The organism is Kribbella sp. NPDC051587, assembly GCF_044453945.1.
GTDB lineage: Bacteria > Actinomycetota > Actinomycetes > Propionibacteriales > Kribbellaceae > Kribbella.
Genome location: NZ_JBITDE010000003.1, coordinates 21,971 through 42,414 on the forward strand (window position 1 = coordinate 21,971; position 20,444 = coordinate 42,414).

Consider the following 20,444-nt stretch of genomic DNA (forward strand, 5'->3'; position numbering starts at 1 on the left):
AGTTCACGTGACTTAGTGGGTGGTGTACGTCCGGTCCCCGAAATTGCAGTCGGCTGCTGGATTGCTCGAAGTAGGCTGTCGCCCATGCGAGTAGGAGTTTTCGGAGCCACGGGTCAGGTCGGTCGAGTGATGAGGGAGCTGCTGGTCGAGCGCTCGTTCCCGGTCGATGAGGTGCGGTACTTCGCGTCGGCGCGGTCGGCGGGGACGACGCTGCCGTTCGGTGATCGCGAGGTGACGGTCGAGGACTCGGCGACTGCCGACTTCGCGGGGCTGGAGCTGGCGCTGTTCTCGAACGGGAAGACGGCGTCCAAGGAGTTCGCGCCGCGGGTGGCCGCGGCCGGGGCTGTGGTGGTGGACAACTCGTCGGCCTGGCGGATGGACCCGGAGGTGCCGCTGGTCGTGTCCGAGGTGAATCCGGAGGATCTCGATCACCTGCCGAAGGGGATCGTCGCCAACCCGAACTGCACGACGATGGCCGCGATGCCGGTGCTCAAGCCGCTGCACGCGGCCGCCGGGCTTTCGCGCCTGGTGGTGTCGACGTACCAGGCCGTGTCCGGTTCTGGTGGAGTCGGGGTGAGCGAGCTCGAGGACCAGACGCGAGCGCTCGCTGAGGTCGGTGGACGGCTCGCGCTGGGGACCGCGGGCATCGCGCTGCCCGAGCCGAAGGTGTACGCCGGTCCGATCGCGTTCAATGTGCTCCCGCTGGCCGGGTCGATCGTTGCCGACGGCACCGGTGAGACCGACGAGGAGCAGAAGCTCCGTAACGAGAGCCGGAAGATCCTGCACCTGCCGAACCTCCCGGTCGCGGGCACGTGTGTCCGGGTGCCCGTCTTCACCGGTCACTCGCTGAGCATCCACGCCGAGTTCGAGCGGCCGATCACACCGGCCGAGGCAGTCGAGCTGCTCGGGGCCGCGCCTGGCGTCGTACTGGCTGATCTGCCGACGCCGTTGCTCGCCGCCGGCCAGGATCCCTCGTACGTCGGCCGCATCCGTCAGGATCAGTCGGTTCCGGACGGACGCGGCCTCGTGCTCTTCGTGTCGAACGACAACCTCCGCAAGGGCGCGGCACTCAACGCCGTACAGATCGCGGAGCTGATTCAGCAGCGGCGGTAGTCCTTGGTGTAGATGCCGTTGGTGGCTTGCAGGGTGTGGTCGTAGCAGCCGTTCGCTCCGAAGGACTGGAAGCGGACGGTCTGCTGCCCGGTGGCGTGGCGTTGGTCGCGGGGGACGTTGTAGATCCAGGACGCGCGGCCGTCGTAGGTCTCGTTGGTGAAGCCACGGGTGGTGCGGATGGTGTCGTGGATCTTCAGGTCGGTGACGACGTCGTAGCCGCCGGGGATGGTTGCGTTGGGCAAGAAGGTGAGGACGCCGGTCTTGCCGTAGTCGAGGTCGGTGAGCTCGACCTTGCCGCCGCTGGTGACGAGCGAGGTGTCGCGCCAGGTGGCGTCGAGGCTGTCGTTGGTCTCGCCTTCGGTCCACGTGTGCTTGCTGTCGTTGCGCAGCGTGCGTTGGACGGTGGTGCGGATCCGTCCTGCCGATGTGTCGACATAGCCACTGATCTTCAACGTACGTGACGCTTTGGTCGTGACAGAGCCCGTGGAGACCTGGTCGGACTTGGTCAGCGGGGCGACGGCGTACGAGGTGAGGGCGCCGTGGGTCTGCGCGCGGTGTGGGTCCGTCCAGACGTGCAAGTTCGGCACGGTGAACCAACCGCTCTGACCAGCCGGTACGCCGTTGACGTGGACGCGGAACTCGTGTGGCCTGCCGTCAGTGAGCAGCCCGGCGAACGGCGTCAGGTCGTAGGTCACCGGCTTGATGTCGAAGGCACGCGGCGCGGGGGAGGGGCGCCACGAGTACGGGTCCGACCAGCCACCGGTGTAGATGTACGGGTACGGCAGCGCGATCCCGGCCGGCTTGCCGTCGATCGAGACATCCACCTCCCTGTACGGCGATCCGTCCGGGCAGGAGTATCCCGTCTCGGCCGGGGCGGAGGTGTCCCAGAACTCCTCGCAGCCACCACCTGAGCCGGTCACGTAGACCTCGCCGAGGAGACGGGTCGTGTTCCGCGGGAGCGTCGCCGTACCGATGAGGTCGGATTCTTCGCGGCGCTGATCCTGCAGAGGCAGTACGACGTTCGCCGTCTTGGCGGCGGGGACGCGGCGACTCGTCGTGTAGAAGTCGAGCGTGACGGTGATGTCGAGGACGCCGGTGTAAGTGTCGTTGACGACGTTGCCGAGCTCCATCACGACGGGCTGCGGTTTGGTGAGCAGCGGGGCGTAGGAGGTGACGTCCTTCTCGACGTCCCAGGCGATGCCGTCGGTGCTCGGCTCGGGGGTCGAGGTCCGGAAGACGCCGACGCCGCCGATGGTGATGTGGCCGAGCCGGTCGTACTGGACGCCCTTCACCGCGCCGTGCATCCGCAGTACGACCTTCGACCACGGACCCTGGCAGGCGGCCGGGGGAGTGTAGGTCGAGGTGTACGGGTCGAAGTCGCGGAAGCCGTTCCGGACGATCTGCACCTCACAGTGCTTGGTGTCCGGTACGGCGACCGCCGGGGCGGGCGTCCGGGGATCGTCGTAGTCGGAGCCGAACTCCGACGGGGGCGGGGCCGCCGCGGCCGGCAGCAGTTGGCCGAGCAGCAGGGCGGAGAGTGAGAGAAGGGCCACAGGCCGTATGCGCATGTTGCGGAAACGTAATCGAGAAGGTGCAGGTGGGCAAGCGAGTGCCATGGTCTCCGGCCGGAGCTTGCACTACTCTCCAGTCACTTGACCCCCCGTTGGAGGCCATCGATGAACGCCGTGCTCAGCAACCGCAAGGACACCATGGCCCAGATGTTTCTGGACCGGGTCGCGGCGACGCCGCAGCGGGAGGCCTTCCGATACCCGGCCGGGGACGGCTGGACGTCCGTCACCTGGGCGGAGACCGACGCCCTGGTACGGCGCCGGGCCGCGAGCCTGATCGCGCTCGGTGTCGAGCCCGAGCAGCGGATCGCGATCGCCGCCAGCACCCGGATCGAGTGGGTCGACTGCTTCCTCGCGGCCGTCCTGGCCGCGGCCGCGACGACCACGATCTACCCGACCACGATGGCCGCCGACGTCGCGTACATCGTGGCGGATGCCGACGTACAGGTGATTTTCGCCGAGGACGCCGGTCAGGTGGACAAGCTGCGGGAGCACAAGTCCGAGCTGCCGTCGCTGCGCAAGATCGTGCTGATGGACGGGACGCCGGCCGCCGAGGACGGCGACTGGGTGATCTCGCTGGCGGACTTCGACGCGCTCGGTGCTGCCGAGCTGGACGCGGTCGACGACCGGATCGCCCAGGTGAAGCCGGAGCACCTCTGCACGCTGATCTACACGTCCGGTACGACGGGCCGCCCGAAGGGGGTGCGCCTGCCGCACTCCGTGTGGACGTACGAGGGCGCGGCGGTCGAGGAGACCGGCGTACTGAGTGCTGATGACCTGCAGTTCTTGTGGCTGCCGCTGTCGCACGTGTTCGGGCAGGTCCTGGTGGCAGTCCAGCTGCAGATCGGGTTCGCGACCGCGATCGACGGGCGGATCGACAAGATCGTCGAGAACGCCGCGATCGTCCAGCCGACGTTCATGGCCGCCGCACCGCGCATCTTCGAGAAGGCGCACTCCCGGATCAAGACGATGATGGCCGACGAGGGCGGTGTGAAGGCCAAGCTCTTCGACTGGGCCTTCGGCGTTGGTTCACGCGCCTCCAGGCTGCGCCAGCAAGGGACCGAGCCGACCGGTGTGCTCGCGGCCCAGCTCGCGGTCGCCGACAAGCTGGTGTTGTCGAAGATCCGCGCCCGCTTCGGTGGCCGCATCCGCTTCTTCGTCTCCGGCTCGGCGGCGCTGGACAAGCAGCTCGCCGAGTGGTTCCACGCGGCCGGCCTGCTCATCCTCGAGGGCTACGGGCTGTCCGAGACCGCGGCAGGCTCATCGCTCAACCGCCCGAGCGGCTACCGCCTCGGCAGCGTCGGCCCGGCCTTCACCGGGACCGAGATCAAGATCGCCGAGGACGGCGAGATCCTGATCAAGGGCGACGGCGTGATGAGCGGCTACCACAACCTGCCCGAGCAGACCGCCGAGGTGATGACCGCCGACGGCTGGTTCCACACCGGCGACATCGGTCACTTCGAGGACGGCTTCCTCTACATCACCGACCGCAAGAAGGACCTGTTCAAAACCTCCGGCGGCAAGTACGTCGCCCCGCAGGTGATCGAGGGCCGCTTCAAGACCCTCTGTCCCTACGCGAGCCAGTTCGTTGTCCACGGCAACAAGCGCAACTTCGTCTCGGCCCTGATCACGCTGGACCCCGACGCGATCGTCGCCTGGGCCGCCGCCAACGGCCTGGCCGGCAAGCCGTACGCCGAGATCGTCACCTCCGACGCCGCCCAGGCGATGGTGCAGGGCTACGTCGACGAACTCAACGCGGGCCTGAACCGCTGGGAAACCATCAAGAAGTTCACCATCCTCGACCGCGACCTCACGGTCGAGTCCGGCGAGATGACCCCCAGCCTCAAGCTCAAGCGCAAGTACGTCGAAACCCAGTACGCCGACGTCCTCGACGGGATGTACCAGTAGGGACTAGGACTCACGGCTCGTCGATGTAGCGACGCTCTTCGGTGACCGCGGTGGTGCGTGCCGCGCGCGGCCGGCGGCTGATCAGGAACATGGTGAGGACCAGCCCGAGCGCGCCGGCGCCCATCAGGATGTAGCCGACCATCGTCAGATCGACGCCGCTGATGTGGTCGGCGACGGCGAACGAGAAGATCGCGCCGACCGCGAGCAAGAACACTGATACACCGATTCCCATGATGGCCTCCTGCCATGAACCCCGAGGTTATGGACAGGACTGCAGTACCCCACGGGCACTCGGCGCTAAACCGCTTTCAGTCCTCGATGGGCGGGAGGGCTACCCGGATCACGATCAGGGCGAAGAGGATGAGCGTGAGGGCGTGGACGACCGTGCACCACAGGCAGATGGCGTTGATGCGGAAGAGCTCGGCCCAGATCAGGTAGCAGACCATCACGACGCCGACGACGACGCCGGCCAGGCGTAGGCGGCCCGGCCAGGGCGAGGCGGTGCGCCACAGGGGTGGCAGTGATAGGGCGAGCATGCCGAGGAAGAAGAGCAGACCGAGCAGAGCCACCGGTACGCCGAACAGTTTCGAGTACTGCGACGACGTCACCTTGAAGCAGTTGACCACGCCGGTCTCGGGGCAGGCGAGCGTCGTACCGGCGGTGAAGTGTTCATAGGTCAGGTAGGCCGAGACGAGGACGCCGACCACCGAGACGGCCAGCGTGAGCCAGGGGATCACGCCCAGGGACGATCCCCGGGCGGTCGTCGTACTCAAGTCAGGCCTTTCCGAGCTTGCCGGCGGCGGCCTTCACCGCGTCCGTGGAGCAGACGGCGGCGGGCTGGTTGTTGGTGATGCCGCAGATCGCCGCGGTGTAGACGTTCGCGGAGGCGTCGACCGCCTTGGCGATCGGGCTCGACGGGTCCTTGAGGGCCTCGGCGATCTCGGCCTGCGTCTTGCCGGCCAGGATCTCCGGGCTGTACGTCGCGCCGGAGCCGACGAACTTGCCGCCCAGGTCGATGAACGGGATCGAGCCACCGGTCTTCACGTACGGCGGGGCGTTGTAGGTCTTGAAGATCTGGTCGTCGGCCGCGCTCGGGGTGTCGAGCGGCTTGTACTGCCCGTCGGCGCCCTTCTCGTTGGTCGTCGTCTCGAGACCGGTGAAGGACAGCCACTGGCTGGTGTACTTCGCGCCGTGGAAGGACAGCGTCGGCGTGTTCGGGAACACGTCCTCGGAGGCGGAGTGCGTCGTACCGAGGTTGCTGAAGGTTCCGAACCGCGACAGGGCGACCGACACCGGCCAGCGCTCGGCGGCGCAGTACGGGCAGAACTCGGCGCCGATGTAGAGCACCCGCGGCTTGCCGTCCGCGGTCAGCGCGGGCGCGGTGATGGCCGACGGAGCAGCCTGTACGTCGTTGCTGCCGACCTTCGCGAACGTCTCCGCCGGGATCGAACTGAGCGCGGAGACGATCTGCGCGTCCGCGGCGCCGGAGGGACCGGTCGCGGTCTTGTTGTCGCCGCCACCGGCGACCTTGATGAGCACCAGCCCGCCGACGACCACCACGACGGCCACGACCGCGCCCACCGCGATCAGCAGCCGCTTGCGCCGCTCTGCCCGCTGCTGCTGCGCCCGCAACGCCGCCACTCGCTCACGCGCCTGAGCCTTCTGCTCGACCCGCCTGCTCATCCCGTATCTCCCTGCCTGGTCACCAAGTACAGAATCCCCCAAGAGCACAACTGCCGGTGATCGCCCGAAGTTCCACGTTGCGGGCAGAAATCGCGTCCTTGATCTCTCAGCAACTTGCGGGCAGCAACGATGTGCCCGTTTCGCCCTGGTCCGAAGGGACGTTTCCACGATGCTCGAATACTCCCGGCGCGACCCCCGTGGCGACCTACGGTCGGGCGTATGGCGGGCGCTGTGAGCTATCGAGACGTGTTCCGGGTACCGGAATTCCGCGCAATGTGGCTGGCCGAGCTGCAGTCGGTCGCGGGTGATCAACTGGCGCGGGTCGCGCTGTCCGTGCTCGTCTTCGCCGACACTGGCTCCGCGGCGCTGACCGGGCTGACCTACGCGCTGACATTCGTGCCGTCCCTGCTCGGCGGCCTGTTCCTCACCAGCCTGGCGGACCGCTTCCCGCGCCGCGACCTGATCATGTGGATCGACGGGCTCCGCGGTTGCCTGATCCTGCTGGTCGCCATCCCGGCGATGCCGTTCTGGTCGTTGTGCGTGCTGGTCGGGATCGTCTCCCTGCTTCAACCGGTCTTCAAGTCGGCCCAGGTCGCCTTGCTTCCCGACGTACTCGGCGAGGAACGCTTCAGCACCGGGATGGCGATCCGCAGTATCACCATCCAGTCCGCCCAGATGGCCGGCTTCGCCGGCGGCGGTCTGCTGATCGCGGTCTTCAACCCGTACGTCGTTCTCGTCCTCGACGCCCTCACGTTCTTCGGCTCCGCGATCCTGATTCGCTCCCGCCTCGCTCCTCGCCCGGCCGCTGACCGGGCTGCCGCTGCCGCTGCGGCGCCCGGCGTACGTCGTACCAGGGAGAGCGCTTGGGGGTTGTTGTTCGCCGACCCTGGCATGCGGGCCCTCACCCTGATGCTCTGGCTGATGGCGCTCGTCGCCGTCTACGAAGGCATGGCCGCCCCGTACGCCGCTCTGTTCGGCGGAGGGTCGGTCGCAGTCGGCCTCATCCTCGCCGCCGACCCGTTGGGCAGCGTGATCGGCGCGTTCCTGTTCAGCAAGTTCGTCCCCGAGGACCGCCGCCCTGGGCTTCTCGGCCCGCTCTCGATCGCGGCCGCGGCCCCGGTCGCCGTCTGCCTGCTGCGCCCCAATCTCGTCATCTCGATCATTCTCTTCGTCATCGCCGGTGCCTTCGGAACCATCGTCGTGATGCAGACGACCACCTCGATGACACTCCGCCTCCCCGACGCCCGCCGCGGCCAAGCCATCGGAGTGTCCAACTCCGGCCTCACGACCGCCACCGGCGTCAGTCCGCTCTTCGCCGGCCTCCTCGCCGACAGAACCAACGCCGCCACCGCCATCGGCTGGTTCGGCGTCGCCGGTACCGCTGCCGCCCTCTTGCTGGCTCTCGTCTGGTTCCGCGCCAACCGCTCGGCCCCGGTCCACACGCCGTGATGTTCCGCGCGTGTTCAAGCGCTGGTCCCCAGAGCACAGCAGACTGAGCAGGTTGCCGTTGCCGTCTTCGTGAGGAGCACTGGGATGAACCGGTTGGGTCGGATCGCGATTGTCGCTGTGAGCGTGCTGGGACTGACGGCAGGGAGCGCCTGGGGTGCTCCGGTGGCCTGGCCCGGTGGGTCGAGCGTGGCCACTGCTGACGGCAGCAACGTGTTCGGGGAGAACCTCAGCGGGCTGTCGTTCCAGAGCGCGAGTGTGGTCTGGGCGGTCAAGAACGGGCCGGGCAAGGCCTACCGTCTGGTCCCGGACGGAGCTGGTTGGAAGCCGGATCCCTCGGCTGGCAAGACGTTGCGGTACGCGAACGGCAAGGGTGACCCGGACGCCGAAGGTGTCGTCGCGTCGCCCGACGGGATCGTGGTGGCGACCGAGCGGGACAACAGCGACAACGACAACAGCCTGCTGAAGGTCCTCCGGTACGACGGGACCTCGTCGGCGTCGACGCTCAACGCCACCAGGGAATGGAACCTGACGAGCGACCTGCCCGACGTCGACTCCAACAGCGGGCTCGAGGGGATCTCCTGGGTGCCGGACAGCTTCCTCACGGCGCACGGATTCCGCGACGAACACACCGGTACGACGTACGACCCGGCCACGTATGCAGGTCACGGCACCGGCCTGTACTTCGTCGGTCTCGAGGACAACGGCGTGATCTACGCCTACGCCCTGAACCAGTCGTCGAGCAGTTACACCCGCGTCGCGACCATCGCGAGCGGCTTCTCCGAAGTGATGGACCTCGAGTTCGACGCCGGCACCGGCCGCCTCTGGGCCGCCTGTGACGACGGCTGCTCAGGCCGTACGACCACCCTCGAGATCAACACCGCCGGCAAGTTCGCCCCCACCGCGACCTACAACCGCCCCTCCGGCATGGCCAACCTCAACAACGAAGGCTTCGCCATCTCACCCACCTGCACCTCCGGCACCAAAACCGTCCTCTGGTCCGACGACAGCAACACCAGCAACCACGCCCTCCGCCGTGGCACCCTGCCATGTAGTAGCTAGTCGGAACGCCGACGCCGGGCAGGGCGTCGTACGGGGATGTGGAGATGGCTGTGAGCGTCGGTGTGGTGGCCGCGGTTGACGTGGTCTGGGTGCTGGGGCTCTTCGCGGTACGGCGGAGGGTGCGGCCGCGGCTGTTGTTGACGTCGGGACTCGGCTGGCTGGTCGGGGTGGTGATCTCGACCACTGGCATGCCGGCGGGGCGGGCGGTGCCCGTGGGGTTGTTGGTGGGCGCGATGGTGGCCTTGCTGTGGTCTTTGGCCACTCGGTCGGGCGTGACGTTCACCTGGGCACCGGACAAGACTTACAACCAGGACGACGGCCCCAAGCCGCGGATGGAGACCGTCGTACTGGTGGCGACTGCTTTGTTCGGGGTGGTGGCGATTGTGCTGCTCGCCACCACCCATTAGGCCGGAGTGAGGGCGGCGGCGTGTTTGCCGGTGGTGAGGGATTGGCCCTGGTCGATCATCTGGGCGGCGATGCGGTCGATGGCGGCCGAGAAGGCTTCGGAGTTGTCGGGGTCCCAGTCGGACAGGCGGGTCAGCATCCAGGTGCGGAACGCGCCGACGAAGCTCTGGAACATCTCTAGGCCGGCCGGGGTGAAGCGATATTCGCCGAGGGTCTCGGAAAGGTAGCCCGCGGCAACTAGTTGGGACGCGAGCGGCTCGACGACGCCGGGCGGCATCTTGAGGTCCGCGGTGATCGCGGCGAGGGTGGCCGAGCCGGTACTGCGGCCGCCGCGGAAGACACGCATGATGAGCCAGGCCTGGGCCATGTTGAGCGGGAGGCCGGACTCGGCAAGGACCTCGGGCGCGGGGTTGCGCTTGTGGTGCTGGACGACCAGGGCGGCGAGCTTGGAGAGTTCGTGCTCGGAGTCGAAGGACGAGGGAGCGGCGAAGTTGTCGCCGACATCGCTGGCGGCCATCCGGGCAGTGTCGCGGAGCGGGACCTGCTTGAGCAGTAGGGCGGTGAGGAAGCCGAGCGCGGCAACCGGGACCGCCCACAGGAAGACGACGTGCAGTGAGTCCGCGTACGCCGCGGTGACCAGTGACCGGGCGGCTGCGGGCAACTCGCGGACGCCGGCGACGGTCGACGCCAGGCGCGGGTCGATCTGAGCACTCTGTACGGCGGGAGCGAGCTTCTCCGGAAGTTGGTGAGCGTAGATCGAACCGAAGACCGCGACACCGAACGAACTGCCCATGGTGCGAAGGAAGCTGACGCCGGAGGTGGCGACACCGAGGTCGGAGTAGTCGACCGTGCTCTGGACGACGACGGTGGGGACGGGCATGCACAGACCGACGCCGACTCCGAGAACGACCATGAACCCGGCAGTCTCGACGTACGAGGTGTCGTTGGTGAGCAGCGACAGCAGGTAGAGCCCGCCGCCGATGAGGACGGTGCCGATGATCGGGAAGATGCGGTAGCGACCGGTCTTGCTGATCACCTGGCCGACCACGATCGACGCGACCAGCAGACCGCCGACCAGCGGCAGCATCTGCAGCCCGGACTCGGTCGCGGAGGCGCCGTGCACGAACTGCAGGTACGTCGGGAGATACGTGACCCCGCCGAGCATCGCGAACCCGATGATGAAGCTCATGATCGAGCAGACCGTGAACACGCTGGAGCGGAACAATCGCAACGGCAGCAGTGGTTCGGCGGCGCGGCGTTCGGCCAGGATGAACAACCCGAGCGCGAGCACGGAGCCCACGATCATCGCGATGATGACGGTGGACCCCCACGCGTACTCGTTGCCGCCCCAGGTGGTGACGAGCGTCAGCCCGGTCGCGGCGGCACCGATGAACAGGATGCCCAGATAGTCGATCTTCGGACTCGTCGGTGCTTTCACCGACGGAAGGGTGATCGAGGCAACGATCAGGACGACGATGCCGAGCGGGATGTTCACGTAGAACGCCCAGCGCCAGCTGAGGTGGTCGACGAACAGTCCGCCGAGCAGCGGGCCGGCGACGGTGGAGACGCCGAAGACCGAGCCCATCACGCCTTGGTACTTACCGCGCTCGCTCAGCGGTACGACGTCCGCGATCACCGCCATCGCGGTCACCATCAGACCACCGGCGCCGAGGCCCTGGATCGCGCGGGACCCGACCAGCCACAGCATCGAGTCGGCCATCCCGCACAGTGCCGAACCGCCGAGGAACAGCACGACGCTGAGCAGGAACATCGGTTTGCGTCCGTACAGGTCGCCGAACTTGCCGATCAGCGCGGTCATGATCGTCTCGGCCAGCAGATACGACGTGACCACCCACGACAGGTGGTTCGCCCCGCCCAGGTCGCTGACGATGGTCGGCAGCGCGGTCGCCACGATCGTCTGATCGAGGGCCGCGAGCAACATTCCGAGCATGATCGCGACCACTACCGCGTTCCGGGTGCCACGTCCTACCGGCTGAGCCTCGGTCTCCATGAGCCGAATGTAACGGGTCCCACACGCTCCGCAACCACAGAATCGCGGCGATCACATGACGAAAGAGTTCGCGGACCTGCGCCACTCACCAAGTGCCCCGGACGGTGGATTCTCGGGGCCGGCTGAGCGTGACGGGGTGAGCGCGACGGAGGTTGGTGAGTGGGGGCGGTCCGCTCTCCGGCGGTCCGTAGACTGGCCGGGTGCCGTCAACGTTGCCCGAGGGGGAGGTTGCGCCCCAGGACGGGGCGCTGCCGGAAGCCGCCGTCCGCGAAGCGGCTGATCGCCCGTTCGGCTTCTACCTGCATGTGCCGTTCTGTGCATCCCGCTGCGGATATTGCGACTTCAACACCTACACCGCCAAGGAGCTCGGCGGCGGTGGCTCCCAGGCGTCGTACGCGGAGACTGCCATCGACGAGGTGCGGCTCGCGCGGACCGTACTGAAGGACCTCGATCGCCCGGTCGAGACGGTGTTCTTCGGAGGCGGTACGCCGACCTTGCTGCCGGCGGCTGATCTCGCGGCGATGCTCAAGGCGGTTCGCGACGAGTTCGGTCTCGCGGCCGGCGCGGAGGTCAGTACCGAGGCGAACCCCGAGTCGGTTGATCCGGCGTACCTGGAGGCGTTGCTCGAGGCTGGGTTCACCCGGGTGAGCTTCGGAATGCAGAGCGCGTCGTCGCATGTGCTGAAGATTCTCGATCGCCAGCACACACCCGGTCGCGCGCTGCAGGCCGTGAAGGAAGCGACCGCGGCCGGCTTCGAACACGTGAACCTGGATCTGATTTACGGCACACCGGGGGAGTCGCTCGAGGACTGGCGTACGTCGTTGGAGTCGGCGCTGTCCGCGGATCCGGACCACGTCAGTGCCTACGCGCTCATCGTCGAGGACGGCACACAGTTGGCCCGCCGGGTTCGTCGTGGCGAACTCCCGATGCCGGACGACGACGACCTGGCCGACAAGTACGTGCTCGCCGACGACCTGCTCAGCCAAGCGGGTCTGAATTGGTACGAGGTCTCCAACTGGGCCCGCACCGACGACGCCCGCTGCCGCCACAACGAGCTCTACTGGCGCGGCGACACCTGGTGGGGCATCGGCCCCGGCGCCCACAGCCACGTCGGCGGCGTCCGCTGGTGGAACGTCAAGCACCCCACCGCCTACGCCGAACGCCTGACCGCCGGCCACAGCCCGGCCCACGCCCGCGAACTCCTCGACCCCGAAACCCGCCGCATCGAACGCGTCCTCCTGGAAGTCCGCCTCCGCGCCGGCCTCCCCCTGGACGTCCTCGACACCCCCGGCCGAGCCGCCGTCGACGAAGTCATCACCAACGGCCTCGTCACCCTCGCCTCCAACCGCCTAACCCTCACCAACCGCGGCCGCCTCCTAGCCGACGCCGTAGTCCGAGCCCTCCTCCCTTAACCACCCCCCGCTGGTTGACGTCCGGCGGCACGCTTGCTCGCCGCTCCAACTACGGCCGCGCACGCCGCTTATGGTTCCTCGCCGCTGCGGCCGATTTACAGTGGCGGGTGGCTGACGTCCGGCGCGTGGCTGAGGGAGATGGACCCGTCAGCGACCGCGTCCACGTCGCCTGAGCTTCCGGGCGTCGGTTGCGGCCGGTAGCGAGGAGGCCTGCAAAGTGACCCATCGTGGCGAACGCCCCCACAGGCCCTCACCGGCCATCACCCATTTGGTGGGTTCACCCATCAGGTTGTGGGTTCTGTGCCCGCATGCGAGTCCAGAACCCACCACCTCATGGGGTAACCCACCAGATGGCGGTCGCAGGGGCCACCGGGGGTAGTGCCGCGCCCGGCGACCCTCACCGGCCATCCTCATTTGGTGGGTTCACCCATCAGGTTGTGGGTTCTGTACCCGCATGCGAGTCCAGAACCCACCACCTCGTGGGGTAACCCACCAGATGGCGGCCGCAGGGGTCGCCGGGGGTACTCCCGCGCCCGGCGATACCGGATGGAGATCACGGTCGACGGTGTCCCTCGCTAACTGGTGGATTTTCGTCACCGAGTCCCCACAACTCGCCAAATTAGCGCGACCAACGCCGGCATTGGGGTCCGCCTGCTCGTTACCGGTGAACTTTTCGGCGCCTAGACCCGAAAAGTTCACCTATAACGCGAAACACGCCCCCTGCCGGTCGACCCTGTTCGCTGGGTGGAACGTTGTGTCCAAAGAGCGACCTGACCGTCTACTCGGGGCCGGTCTTGGGCCTCAGCCACAGCCCGGAAGCTCAGACAACGGGAACGCGATCGCCGACCGCGCCATCCCCCTCAGCCCCGCGCCGGACGCCAGCCGCCCGCCACTGTAAATCGGCCGCAGCGGCGAGCAACCACGAACCCACGCCCCCGGCCGCAGACGGATCGGCGAGCAACCACACTCGCCGTACCGAACAATCCCTCCCATCCCCCACGACACCCGACCATCCCCTTGAGGCATTTGAACGGATATCTCCTGAAGTGGTCCCTTCTCCCCTCGAATTTTCAGGGGAGAAGGGACCACTTGCGGGGTTATCCGTTCAAATTGCCGGAGGCGCCGGCGCGTGACCGAACGCCGTACCGGATCGGGGGCGGGCGCAGCGGCGGGACCATTGCCGCGCCGGGCGAGGCACCAACTGGGGGATTGAACAGGAAGTGGTGGGCGGGGACAGGTCATAGCTTGTTCAAGGGCGTGACAGGGGGTGCGGGCGCGACGGTCGGGTGTGTGGAAGTGATTGGTTGTTGGGTGTTGACGACTGTTGTGTGCAGCTGATGGAGTGGGAAGCGCTTGCCCACGCCTGAGGAGTTGCCGATGCCGCCCATTAGTCGACGACTGGTACTGCAGACGAGTTTGGCCGCCGGAGCGCTGGCCGTCGCGTCCGGTTCGGTGCCCTCCCGAGCTGGTGCGGTTGACGAGTTCGGGGTGCTGCGCGGTCGTTGGGTGGAGCTTGCGACTGGGGGTGCGATCGATGCGGCGGATCCCGTGTACGCCGGTGCGCTCGCCAATCTGACGCGCGAAGCCCAAGGCTTCCTCGACACGCTCAACGCGGATCCGAACCGGACGGCGTTGTGGTCCGACCTCCCGTTGAGTCCGGCATCGGGCAACTTCTCGATCAGCTACACGCGCCTCAAGACGATCGCTCTCGCTCGCGCGACCCGCGGTACGACGCTCACCAGTGATCCGGCTGCGGCGCTTGCGAGTGCGCTCGACTTCCTCAATCAGCGGGCCTACAACGAGACCTTGCCCGAGACCGGCAACTGGTGGTTCTGGGAGATCGGGGCGCCGCGCGCTCTGCTCGACACGTGCATCCTCGCGTACGACGTTCTGTCCGCCGACCAGCGTGCGTCGTACCTGAAGGCCGTTGACCGTTTCGTGCCGGACCCGAACCGCCGGACCAACTCACCATCGGTCCGCGAGACGGGCGCGAACCGGGTCGATAAGGCCCTCATTGTTGCCCTCCGCGGAATCGCCGGCGACAACGCTGCGAGCGTCGCAAAGGCCCGCGACGCGCTGAGTGATGTCGCCGAGAACGGCAAGAACAGCGTGTTCACCTACGTCACCAGCGGTGATGGGTTCTATCGCGACGGTTCGTTCGTCCAGCACGGCAACCTCGCGTACGTCGGTACCTACGGCAATGTCGCGCTCGGTGGTGTCGCCAATCTGTTCTCGCTGCTCGGCGGCTCGACCTGGGAGATCACCGACCCGAAGCGCACGGTGATTCTGGATGCGGTCGAGGCGAGTTATGCGCCGTTCATGGTGAAGGGCCTGATGATGGACGCGGTCTCCGGCCGCGCGATTTCCCGGGAGAAGGCGGGCGATCACCGCAACGGTCACGCGACCACGTCGGCTGTTCTGCTGCTCGCCAGTGGCGTCGCCGAGCCGTACGCGTCGACGTACAAGGCACTTGCCAAGGGCTGGATCAACGACGATTACTTGCCGGAAGCATCGATTCCGGAGATCTCCCGCGCGAAGGCGATCGCCGACGTCAAGCCGGCACCGGACAAGCCCAGGCACCTCCAGTTCCCCAACCAGGATCGCGTCGTCCATCGTCGCCCTGGCTGGACGTTCTCCCTCGCGCTGTCCTCTAAGCGGATGGCCCGTTACGAGTCCGGCAACGGCGAGAACCTCCGCGGCTGGTACGTCGGCGACGGCATGACCTACCTCTACAACGGCGACGAGGAACAGTTCTTCGACGCCTTCTGGCCGACCGTCGACGCCCAGCGCCTGCCCGGTACGACGGTCAGCTCCAAACCGCGTGAACCGCTCGGCAGCGGTCCCGGCACTGGCACGGTTGCCGCGTACGCCGATTGGGTCGGCGGAGCGTCGTACCAGGACACGTTAGGTGCCGTCGGCATGCATCTGATCAATCACGACAAATCCTTACAGGCAAGGAAGTCCTGGTTCTGTCTGTCCGACGCGGTCGTTGCCCTAGGCGCCGGAATCACCGGCACCGACGGCTACCAGGTCGAGACCGTCGTCGAGAACCGCATGAGCACCGCCCAACTGCTCATCAACGGTCGGACGGCAACGAACCACCTGTACGACGCCCCGCGCTGGGCGCACCTGAACGGTGTCGGCGGCTACCTGTTTCCGGAGGGCGGTCAACTCCGGGTACGCCGAGAGGACCGCACCGGCTCGTGGTCCGAGATCAACGTCGGCAATGACACCGCCGGATCAACGACGCCGTACACCCGCCACTACCAATCGCTGGTCGTCGAGCACGGTCTCGAGGCCGGCGACTACGCCTACATCCTGCTGCCCGGAGCCAACGCCTGGCAGACCGCCCTGCGCGCGCTCCACCCCGGAATCACCATCCTCGCGAACACCGCCACCGTCCAAGCCATTCGGTCGGTTCGGGACCGCGTGACGATGGCGAACTTCTGGGGCCCGGGATCGGTCGACGGCATCACGGTGGACGGCCCGGCCTCGGTGGTCGTGGGACCGACCACGATCGCGGTCTCCGACCCCAGTCGTACGGCGACCATCGTCCGGCTGACGATCGAGCGCCGTACCGGCGTGCCGGTGGTGCTCGACGTCGCGGTCGGCGGAACCCGCGGCGCGACCCAGATCTTCCAGCGAACCTGGTAACTGGCTGTGAATGCTGTAAAGATTCAGCACACGGTAATCGGCGTGGTTCGCAGCGTGACAACGCTGCATCGTATGTACTGACCTGAACTCGCCGGTATCTCAGCGTAACTATCAAAGCCTTGACATAACTGGTGAAAACGCTCGAAACTCAGCTCACTTTCGCGATCCGAGAGCGCTCTCAACTCCGTCCAGTTCCAGGGAGCCATTCCATGCGGCGCAGATACCGTGCCGGCCACCGCCCCAAACAAGCACTGCGTCCCACCGCACTACTTCTGGCCTGCGCCCTGACGCTGCTGACTGCCGCCTGCGGCGGGTCGAGCAATGCCGGCGATGCGCCGAAGATCGAGCTGACCATCGCGACCTTCAACGAGTTCGGCTACTCCGACCTGTACGACGAGTACATGGCCGAGCACCCGAACATCCGGATCGTCGAGCGGCATGCCGAAACGGTCGACGCGCACATCAAGAACCTCGACGCGAACCTGGCCAGTGGGTCCGGGATGGCCGATATCGAGGCGATGGAGATCGGCTGGATCTACAAGTACCTGGCCCGCGGGGACCAGTTCGTGGACCTGCGCGACTTCGGTGCGAACGACCTGAGGGACCGCTGGCTGGACTGGAAGGTGGCCGGTGCCACCACGCAGGACGGCCGGATCATCGGCTACGGCACGGATATCGGCCCGGAGGCGATCTGCTACCGCCGCGACCTGTTCGCCAAGGCGGGGCTGCCGACCGACCGGACCGAGGTCGCCAAGCTCTTCACCGACTGGAAGTCGTACTTCGAGACCGGCCGCAGGTTCAAGGCGAAGGTGCCGGGCTCGGCCTGGTACGACTCCGCGGTGCTGACCTGGGAGGCGATGCGGAACCAGCTGATCGAGGCCTACTACTCCAACCAGGACCGCTTCCTCGCCAGTGAGAACAAGGAACTGAAGTCCACCTGGGACCAGGTGGTTCAAGGCAGTGCAGACGGGCTCTCCGCGCGGCTGCCCGCCTGGAGCGAGCAGTGGAACAAGGCGTTCCGTGGCGACGCGTTCGCGACGATGGCGTGCCCGGGCTGGCTGCTCGGCGTCATCCAGAGCAACGCGGGCAGCGCCGGCAAAGGCAAGTGGGATGTCGCGGACGTGTTCCCCGACGGCGGCGGCAACTGGGGCGGGTCGTACCTGACCGTCCCGAAGCAGTCGCAGCAGCAGGCGGAGGCGGCCCGGCTGGCCGCTTGGCTCACCGCGCCGGAGCAGCAGGTGAAGGTGTTCAAGAAGGTCGGTTCGTTCCCGTCGACCCTGGACGCCTACGACGACCCGCAGGTGAAGTCGCAGGTCAATGCCTACTTCAACAACGCGCCGGTCGGGCAGATCTTCGTCAACCGGGCGCGGGCGGTGATCCTCAAGCAGCACAAGGGTCCGCGTGAGGGCGAGATCAACCAGGTCTTCAGCGCCGAGCTGGCCAAGGTCGACGAGGGCAAGCAATCCTCGCTGAAGGGCTGGAACAAAGCCCTGAACGATGCCGAAAAGGCCGCGAACACCAGATCGAGTGGGTAACGGGGCTCGCACACGCCCGTCAGCGCCAGAAAATAACCCCGGAAGGTAATACGGTGTGAACACACACCAACCAAGCCGGGGAGGACCGATGGACGACTCGGGTTCCCCCACGCTCGAGCAGGTCGCAGCGCTGGCCGGAGTATCGCGGGCGACCGTGTCGCGCGTGGTGAACGGATCGCCCAAGGTGCTGCCGGAGACGGTGGCCCTGGTCGAGCGCGCGATCGGCCAGCTCGGCTACGTGCCGAACCGGGCCGCCCGCGCGCTGGTGACCCGGCGTACCGACTCGGTGGCGATCGTCGTACCGGAGCCGGACAGCCGGGTGTTCTCCGATCCCTTCTTCGCCGGGATGCTGCGCGGCGTGAGCCGGACGCTGGCGCCGACGTCGTCGCAGCTCGTGCTGCTGCTCGAACCGGCCGAGGGCGATGACCAGCGGCTGTTGCGGTATCTGCGCGGCGGTCACGTCGACGGCGCGATGGTGATCAGCCACCACGGACGTGACAACGTCCTGCAGGAGCTGGCGCAACTGCCGCTGCCGATCGTTTTCAGCGCGCGGCCGCTCGGCGTCGACGTACCGGTGGCGAGTGTGGACGTGGACAACGTGGCTGGCGCGCGGACCGCGGTCGAGCACCTGCTGAGCATCGGCCGTCGCAACGTCGGCACGGTCGCCGGACCGATCGACATGACGGCCGGCCTGGACCGGCTCACCGGCTATCAAACCGTGATGGCCGAAGCGGGCCTTGCGGAAGCCGTTGCCTTCGGCGACTTCACCGCCGACGGTGGTGAGCTGGCCGCGATCGAGCTGCTCGACAAGCACCCCGATCTCGACGGGATCTTCGTCGCGAACGACCTGATGGCGACCGCCGTACTGCGGGTGCTGTCCGAGCGTGGCCGTCGGGTGCCGGCCGATGTCGCGATCGTCGGTTTCGACGACTCGGTGATGGCGACCACGACGACGCCGAAGCTCACCACGGTCCGCCAGCCGGTCGAGCTCCTCGGCGCCCGGCTGGCCGAGATGCTGCTGGCGAAGATCGGTGGCGCCGATCTGCACAGCCCCGAGGTCTACGGCACCGAGCTGATCATCCGCGAGTCCACCTGAAGCCTGAGATCTAAGGCGGATCGTTCTGGAACTGGAACTGCACGCGGACCGAGTCGTCCAGCGGTACGACGACGGTCGTGTTGGAGGCGGTCCAGTTCTGCGGGACCAGGAAGAGCCGGTTCTCGCCGACGACGAGCAGCCGCAGTCCGCGATAGCGATAGTTGAACGTCTGCCCGGTGCCGGGCCGGAGCGCGGTCTCCTCCAGACCGGGTGACCGCAGGGCGAGCTTCTCCTTCGTGTCAAGGATGACGACCGGGAAGCGGTCCAGGTGCCGCGCGTCGGACTTGGCCAGCCCGCGACCGGAGTACTGCGCTGTGGTCGCGGTCGCCCAGAACGCACTGGTCACCGTCACGACCGCGAGCAGAACGATCAGCACGCGCGGTGGACTGGGCGCTCCGTCGATCCGGCTGCGGAGATACGTGACGTAGGCGAGCGCCGCGGCAGACAGCCCGATCACGATCGGTACGACGAGTGCGTAGTACGGCATCTGGCCGAGGAACGGATAGGCGAGCAGCCCAAGAACGCCGAGCAGCAGTACGACGACGGTCACCCGGCTGGATCGCCGTACGGCGGCTGCTGTCGGGTGGATCGCGTTGTGGACGAGCAGCCCTGCGACCGCGAGCAGCGTCATCACCAGTAGCGGGACGAGTAGGGGCTGCGGACTGCGCATCACGTAGTCCTGCGTACTCAGGCCGATCGTGTCGACGTCGATGCCGAAGTACTCGTACTGCGAGCGCGCGGAGACGTACCCGAAGTAGAACAGCAGCGTGCTGATCAGCGTCACCGGCGTGACGATGCCGGCGGCGAAGCTCAGCCAGCGCTCGGCCTGCGACCGCTCGTCCGCCACCGGGTCAACCGCCGGTCGGCGTTTCGCTTGTGCTGGTGAGTTCGCCGGGCACGAAGGCGACCGAGCTGCCCACCTTCTCCGCAGCGCCCTTGAGGGTTTGGCAGTCCGCCTCGGACGCACACGTCACCACGGCTGCGACGACCACCTTGACGGGATCGCTACCCGCAGCGACCTGGCGCGCGCCGACGTAGCACGAGTCGCGCGAGTCCTTGGTCCATTGCACGTCCGGACAGGCCCGGCCCTCGCAGATTCCCTGGTCGAGCTGGAAGATGCCGTCCGGTTCGAGGGTCACCCCGCCGAGCGTGATGGTCGTCCCTTCGGCGAGGTCGACACCGGTCAACGAGACCGAGGCGCATTGCTCGACACCGGCGTCGTCGGCATTGCCGCCGGCGGGTGCAGTGGCCAGCTCGAAACCCGGTTTGCGCTGCTCCGGCTGGGTGCTCTCCGCATCGGTCGGCTCCGGCGCCGGCTCATCGGTCGACGTCGTTGTCACGCTGCCGTCAGGCGGCGTCGTACCGGCGTCTCCGGGCGAGCTGCCGCCCGACGACTGACCGCCGCACCCCACGGCCACCATCGCGATCGCTGCTACTAGTGTTGCCATCGCTGTGCGCATAACGGCCACCCCCAGAACTCAGGATGCGCCCCCGCCCGGGGGCGGACAAGCCTTCGCCGACTGCACCTAGGGGCAAGCTTTCGTTCACTCT

The 20,444-nt window shown here is 67.3% G+C and carries 16 protein-coding genes; 9 read left to right on the forward strand and 7 right to left on the reverse strand.

Annotated features, from left to right (window positions below; all coding sequences use genetic code 11):
* Nucleotides 1-84 precede the first annotated feature (84 nt).
* Nucleotides 85-1,113 (forward strand): aspartate-semialdehyde dehydrogenase, encoded by a 1,029-nt coding sequence (locus ACIA49_RS12315; protein WP_396377207.1) that lies wholly within the window; start codon nt 85-87, stop codon nt 1,111-1,113.
* Here ACIA49_RS12315 and ACIA49_RS12320 read toward each other — a convergent pair.
* Nucleotides 1,098-2,681, reverse strand: coding sequence for a peptide-N4-asparagine amidase (locus ACIA49_RS12320; protein ID WP_396377208.1), 1,584 nt, complete (start codon nt 2,679-2,681; stop codon nt 1,098-1,100). The genes ACIA49_RS12315 and ACIA49_RS12320 overlap by 16 nt on opposite strands.
* A gap of 108 nt (nt 2,682-2,789) precedes the next feature.
* On the opposite strand from ACIA49_RS12320, the gene ACIA49_RS12325 reads away from it, so the two are divergent.
* Complete coding sequence (locus ACIA49_RS12325) at nt 2,790-4,589, forward strand: AMP-dependent synthetase/ligase (RefSeq protein WP_396377209.1); 1,800 nt, start codon at nt 2,790-2,792, stop codon at nt 4,587-4,589.
* 10 nt (nt 4,590-4,599) lie between these two features.
* Here ACIA49_RS12325 and ACIA49_RS12330 read toward each other — a convergent pair whose 3' ends face one another.
* The 3 genes from ACIA49_RS12330 to ACIA49_RS12340 form a co-directional block, all read right to left on the reverse strand.
* Entirely contained in the window at nt 4,600-4,821 is a 222-nt protein-coding gene (locus tag ACIA49_RS12330) for a DUF6458 family protein (protein ID WP_396377210.1), read from the reverse strand.
* A 76-nt stretch (nt 4,822-4,897) separates the two neighbouring features.
* Nucleotides 4,898-5,326, reverse strand: coding sequence for a vitamin K epoxide reductase family protein (locus ACIA49_RS12335; RefSeq protein WP_396377211.1), 429 nt, complete (start codon nt 5,324-5,326; stop codon nt 4,898-4,900).
* Nucleotides 5,327-5,363: 37 nt separating this feature from the next.
* Complete coding sequence (locus ACIA49_RS12340; RefSeq protein WP_396377212.1) at nt 5,364-6,272, reverse strand: DUF929 family protein; 909 nt, start codon at nt 6,270-6,272, stop codon at nt 5,364-5,366.
* 219 nt (nt 6,273-6,491) lie between these two features.
* Here ACIA49_RS12340 and ACIA49_RS12345 point away from each other — a divergent pair, with 219 nt between their 5' ends.
* From ACIA49_RS12345 to ACIA49_RS12355, 3 genes are all read left to right on the forward strand, one after another.
* Nucleotides 6,492-7,721, forward strand: coding sequence for an MFS transporter (locus tag ACIA49_RS12345; RefSeq protein ID WP_396377213.1), 1,230 nt, complete (start codon nt 6,492-6,494; stop codon nt 7,719-7,721).
* Between the two features lie 84 nt (nt 7,722-7,805).
* Nucleotides 7,806-8,780, forward strand: a complete 975-nt coding sequence (locus ACIA49_RS12350) for a hypothetical protein (RefSeq protein ID WP_396377214.1) — start codon at nt 7,806-7,808, stop codon at nt 8,778-8,780.
* A gap of 44 nt (nt 8,781-8,824) precedes the next feature.
* Nucleotides 8,825-9,187, forward strand: a complete 363-nt coding sequence (locus tag ACIA49_RS12355) for a hypothetical protein (RefSeq protein WP_396377215.1) — start codon at nt 8,825-8,827, stop codon at nt 9,185-9,187.
* On the opposite strand, the gene ACIA49_RS12360 is transcribed toward ACIA49_RS12355, so the two are convergent.
* The gene (locus ACIA49_RS12360) at nt 9,184-11,196 is read right to left on the reverse strand and encodes a DHA2 family efflux MFS transporter permease subunit (protein ID WP_396377216.1); all 2,013 of its coding nucleotides are present in this window, start codon (nt 11,194-11,196) and stop codon (nt 9,184-9,186) included. The genes ACIA49_RS12355 and ACIA49_RS12360 overlap by 4 nt on opposite strands.
* A 200-nt stretch (nt 11,197-11,396) precedes the next feature.
* Between ACIA49_RS12360 and hemW the strand changes: the two genes are divergently transcribed.
* From hemW to ACIA49_RS12380, 4 genes are all read left to right on the forward strand, one after another.
* Nucleotides 11,397-12,608 carry a radical SAM family heme chaperone HemW gene (gene hemW, locus ACIA49_RS12365; protein WP_396377217.1) on the forward strand — a complete coding sequence of 404 codons (1,212 nt, stop codon included), beginning with the start codon at nt 11,397-11,399 and terminating at the stop codon, nt 12,606-12,608.
* Between the two features lie 1,377 nt (nt 12,609-13,985).
* Nucleotides 13,986-16,262 (forward strand): polysaccharide lyase 8 family protein, encoded by a 2,277-nt coding sequence (locus tag ACIA49_RS12370; RefSeq protein ID WP_396377218.1) that lies wholly within the window; start codon nt 13,986-13,988, stop codon nt 16,260-16,262.
* Nucleotides 16,263-16,471: 209 nt separating this feature from the next.
* Complete coding sequence (locus tag ACIA49_RS12375) at nt 16,472-17,797, forward strand: ABC transporter substrate-binding protein (RefSeq protein WP_396377219.1); 1,326 nt, start codon at nt 16,472-16,474, stop codon at nt 17,795-17,797.
* Between the two features lie 88 nt (nt 17,798-17,885).
* Nucleotides 17,886-18,893 carry a LacI family DNA-binding transcriptional regulator gene (locus ACIA49_RS12380; protein WP_396377220.1) on the forward strand — a complete coding sequence of 336 codons (1,008 nt, stop codon included), beginning with the start codon at nt 17,886-17,888 and terminating at the stop codon, nt 18,891-18,893.
* 10 nt (nt 18,894-18,903) lie between these two features.
* On the opposite strand, the gene ACIA49_RS12385 is transcribed toward ACIA49_RS12380, so the two are convergent.
* Entirely contained in the window at nt 18,904-19,740 is an 837-nt protein-coding gene (locus ACIA49_RS12385; protein ID WP_396377221.1) for a hypothetical protein, read from the reverse strand.
* 4 nt (nt 19,741-19,744) lie between these two features.
* Entirely contained in the window at nt 19,745-20,353 is a 609-nt protein-coding gene (locus ACIA49_RS12390) for a hypothetical protein (RefSeq protein WP_396377222.1), read from the reverse strand.
* Between the last annotated feature and the right edge of the window lie 91 nt (nt 20,354-20,444).

Excerpts from the sequence above, each read along its gene's own strand:
- ACIA49_RS12330 (WP_396377210.1), bottom strand. The coding sequence starts at position 4,821 with ATGGGAATCGGTGTATCAGTGTTCTTGCTCGCGGTCGGCGCGATCTTC.
- ACIA49_RS12355 (WP_396377215.1), top strand. The coding sequence starts at position 8,825 with ATGGCTGTGAGCGTCGGTGTGGTGGCCGCGGTTGACGTGGTCTGGGTG.
- ACIA49_RS12370 (WP_396377218.1), top strand. The coding sequence starts at position 13,986 with ATGCCGCCCATTAGTCGACGACTGGTACTGCAGACGAGTTTGGCCGCC.
- ACIA49_RS12315 (WP_396377207.1), top strand. The coding sequence starts at position 85 with ATGCGAGTAGGAGTTTTCGGAGCCACGGGTCAGGTCGGTCGAGTGATG.
- ACIA49_RS12345 (WP_396377213.1), top strand. The coding sequence starts at position 6,492 with ATGGCGGGCGCTGTGAGCTATCGAGACGTGTTCCGGGTACCGGAATTC.
- ACIA49_RS12375 (WP_396377219.1), top strand. The coding sequence starts at position 16,472 with ATGCGGCGCAGATACCGTGCCGGCCACCGCCCCAAACAAGCACTGCGT.
- ACIA49_RS12390 (WP_396377222.1), bottom strand. The coding sequence starts at position 20,353 with ATGCGCACAGCGATGGCAACACTAGTAGCAGCGATCGCGATGGTGGCC.
- ACIA49_RS12360 (WP_396377216.1), bottom strand. The coding sequence starts at position 11,196 with ATGGAGACCGAGGCTCAGCCGGTAGGACGTGGCACCCGGAACGCGGTA.
- ACIA49_RS12340 (WP_396377212.1), bottom strand. The coding sequence starts at position 6,272 with ATGAGCAGGCGGGTCGAGCAGAAGGCTCAGGCGCGTGAGCGAGTGGCG.
- ACIA49_RS12320 (WP_396377208.1), bottom strand. The coding sequence starts at position 2,681 with ATGCGCATACGGCCTGTGGCCCTTCTCTCACTCTCCGCCCTGCTGCTC.
- ACIA49_RS12350 (WP_396377214.1), top strand. The coding sequence starts at position 7,806 with ATGAACCGGTTGGGTCGGATCGCGATTGTCGCTGTGAGCGTGCTGGGA.
- ACIA49_RS12380 (WP_396377220.1), top strand. The coding sequence starts at position 17,886 with ATGGACGACTCGGGTTCCCCCACGCTCGAGCAGGTCGCAGCGCTGGCC.
- ACIA49_RS12325 (WP_396377209.1), top strand. The coding sequence starts at position 2,790 with ATGAACGCCGTGCTCAGCAACCGCAAGGACACCATGGCCCAGATGTTT.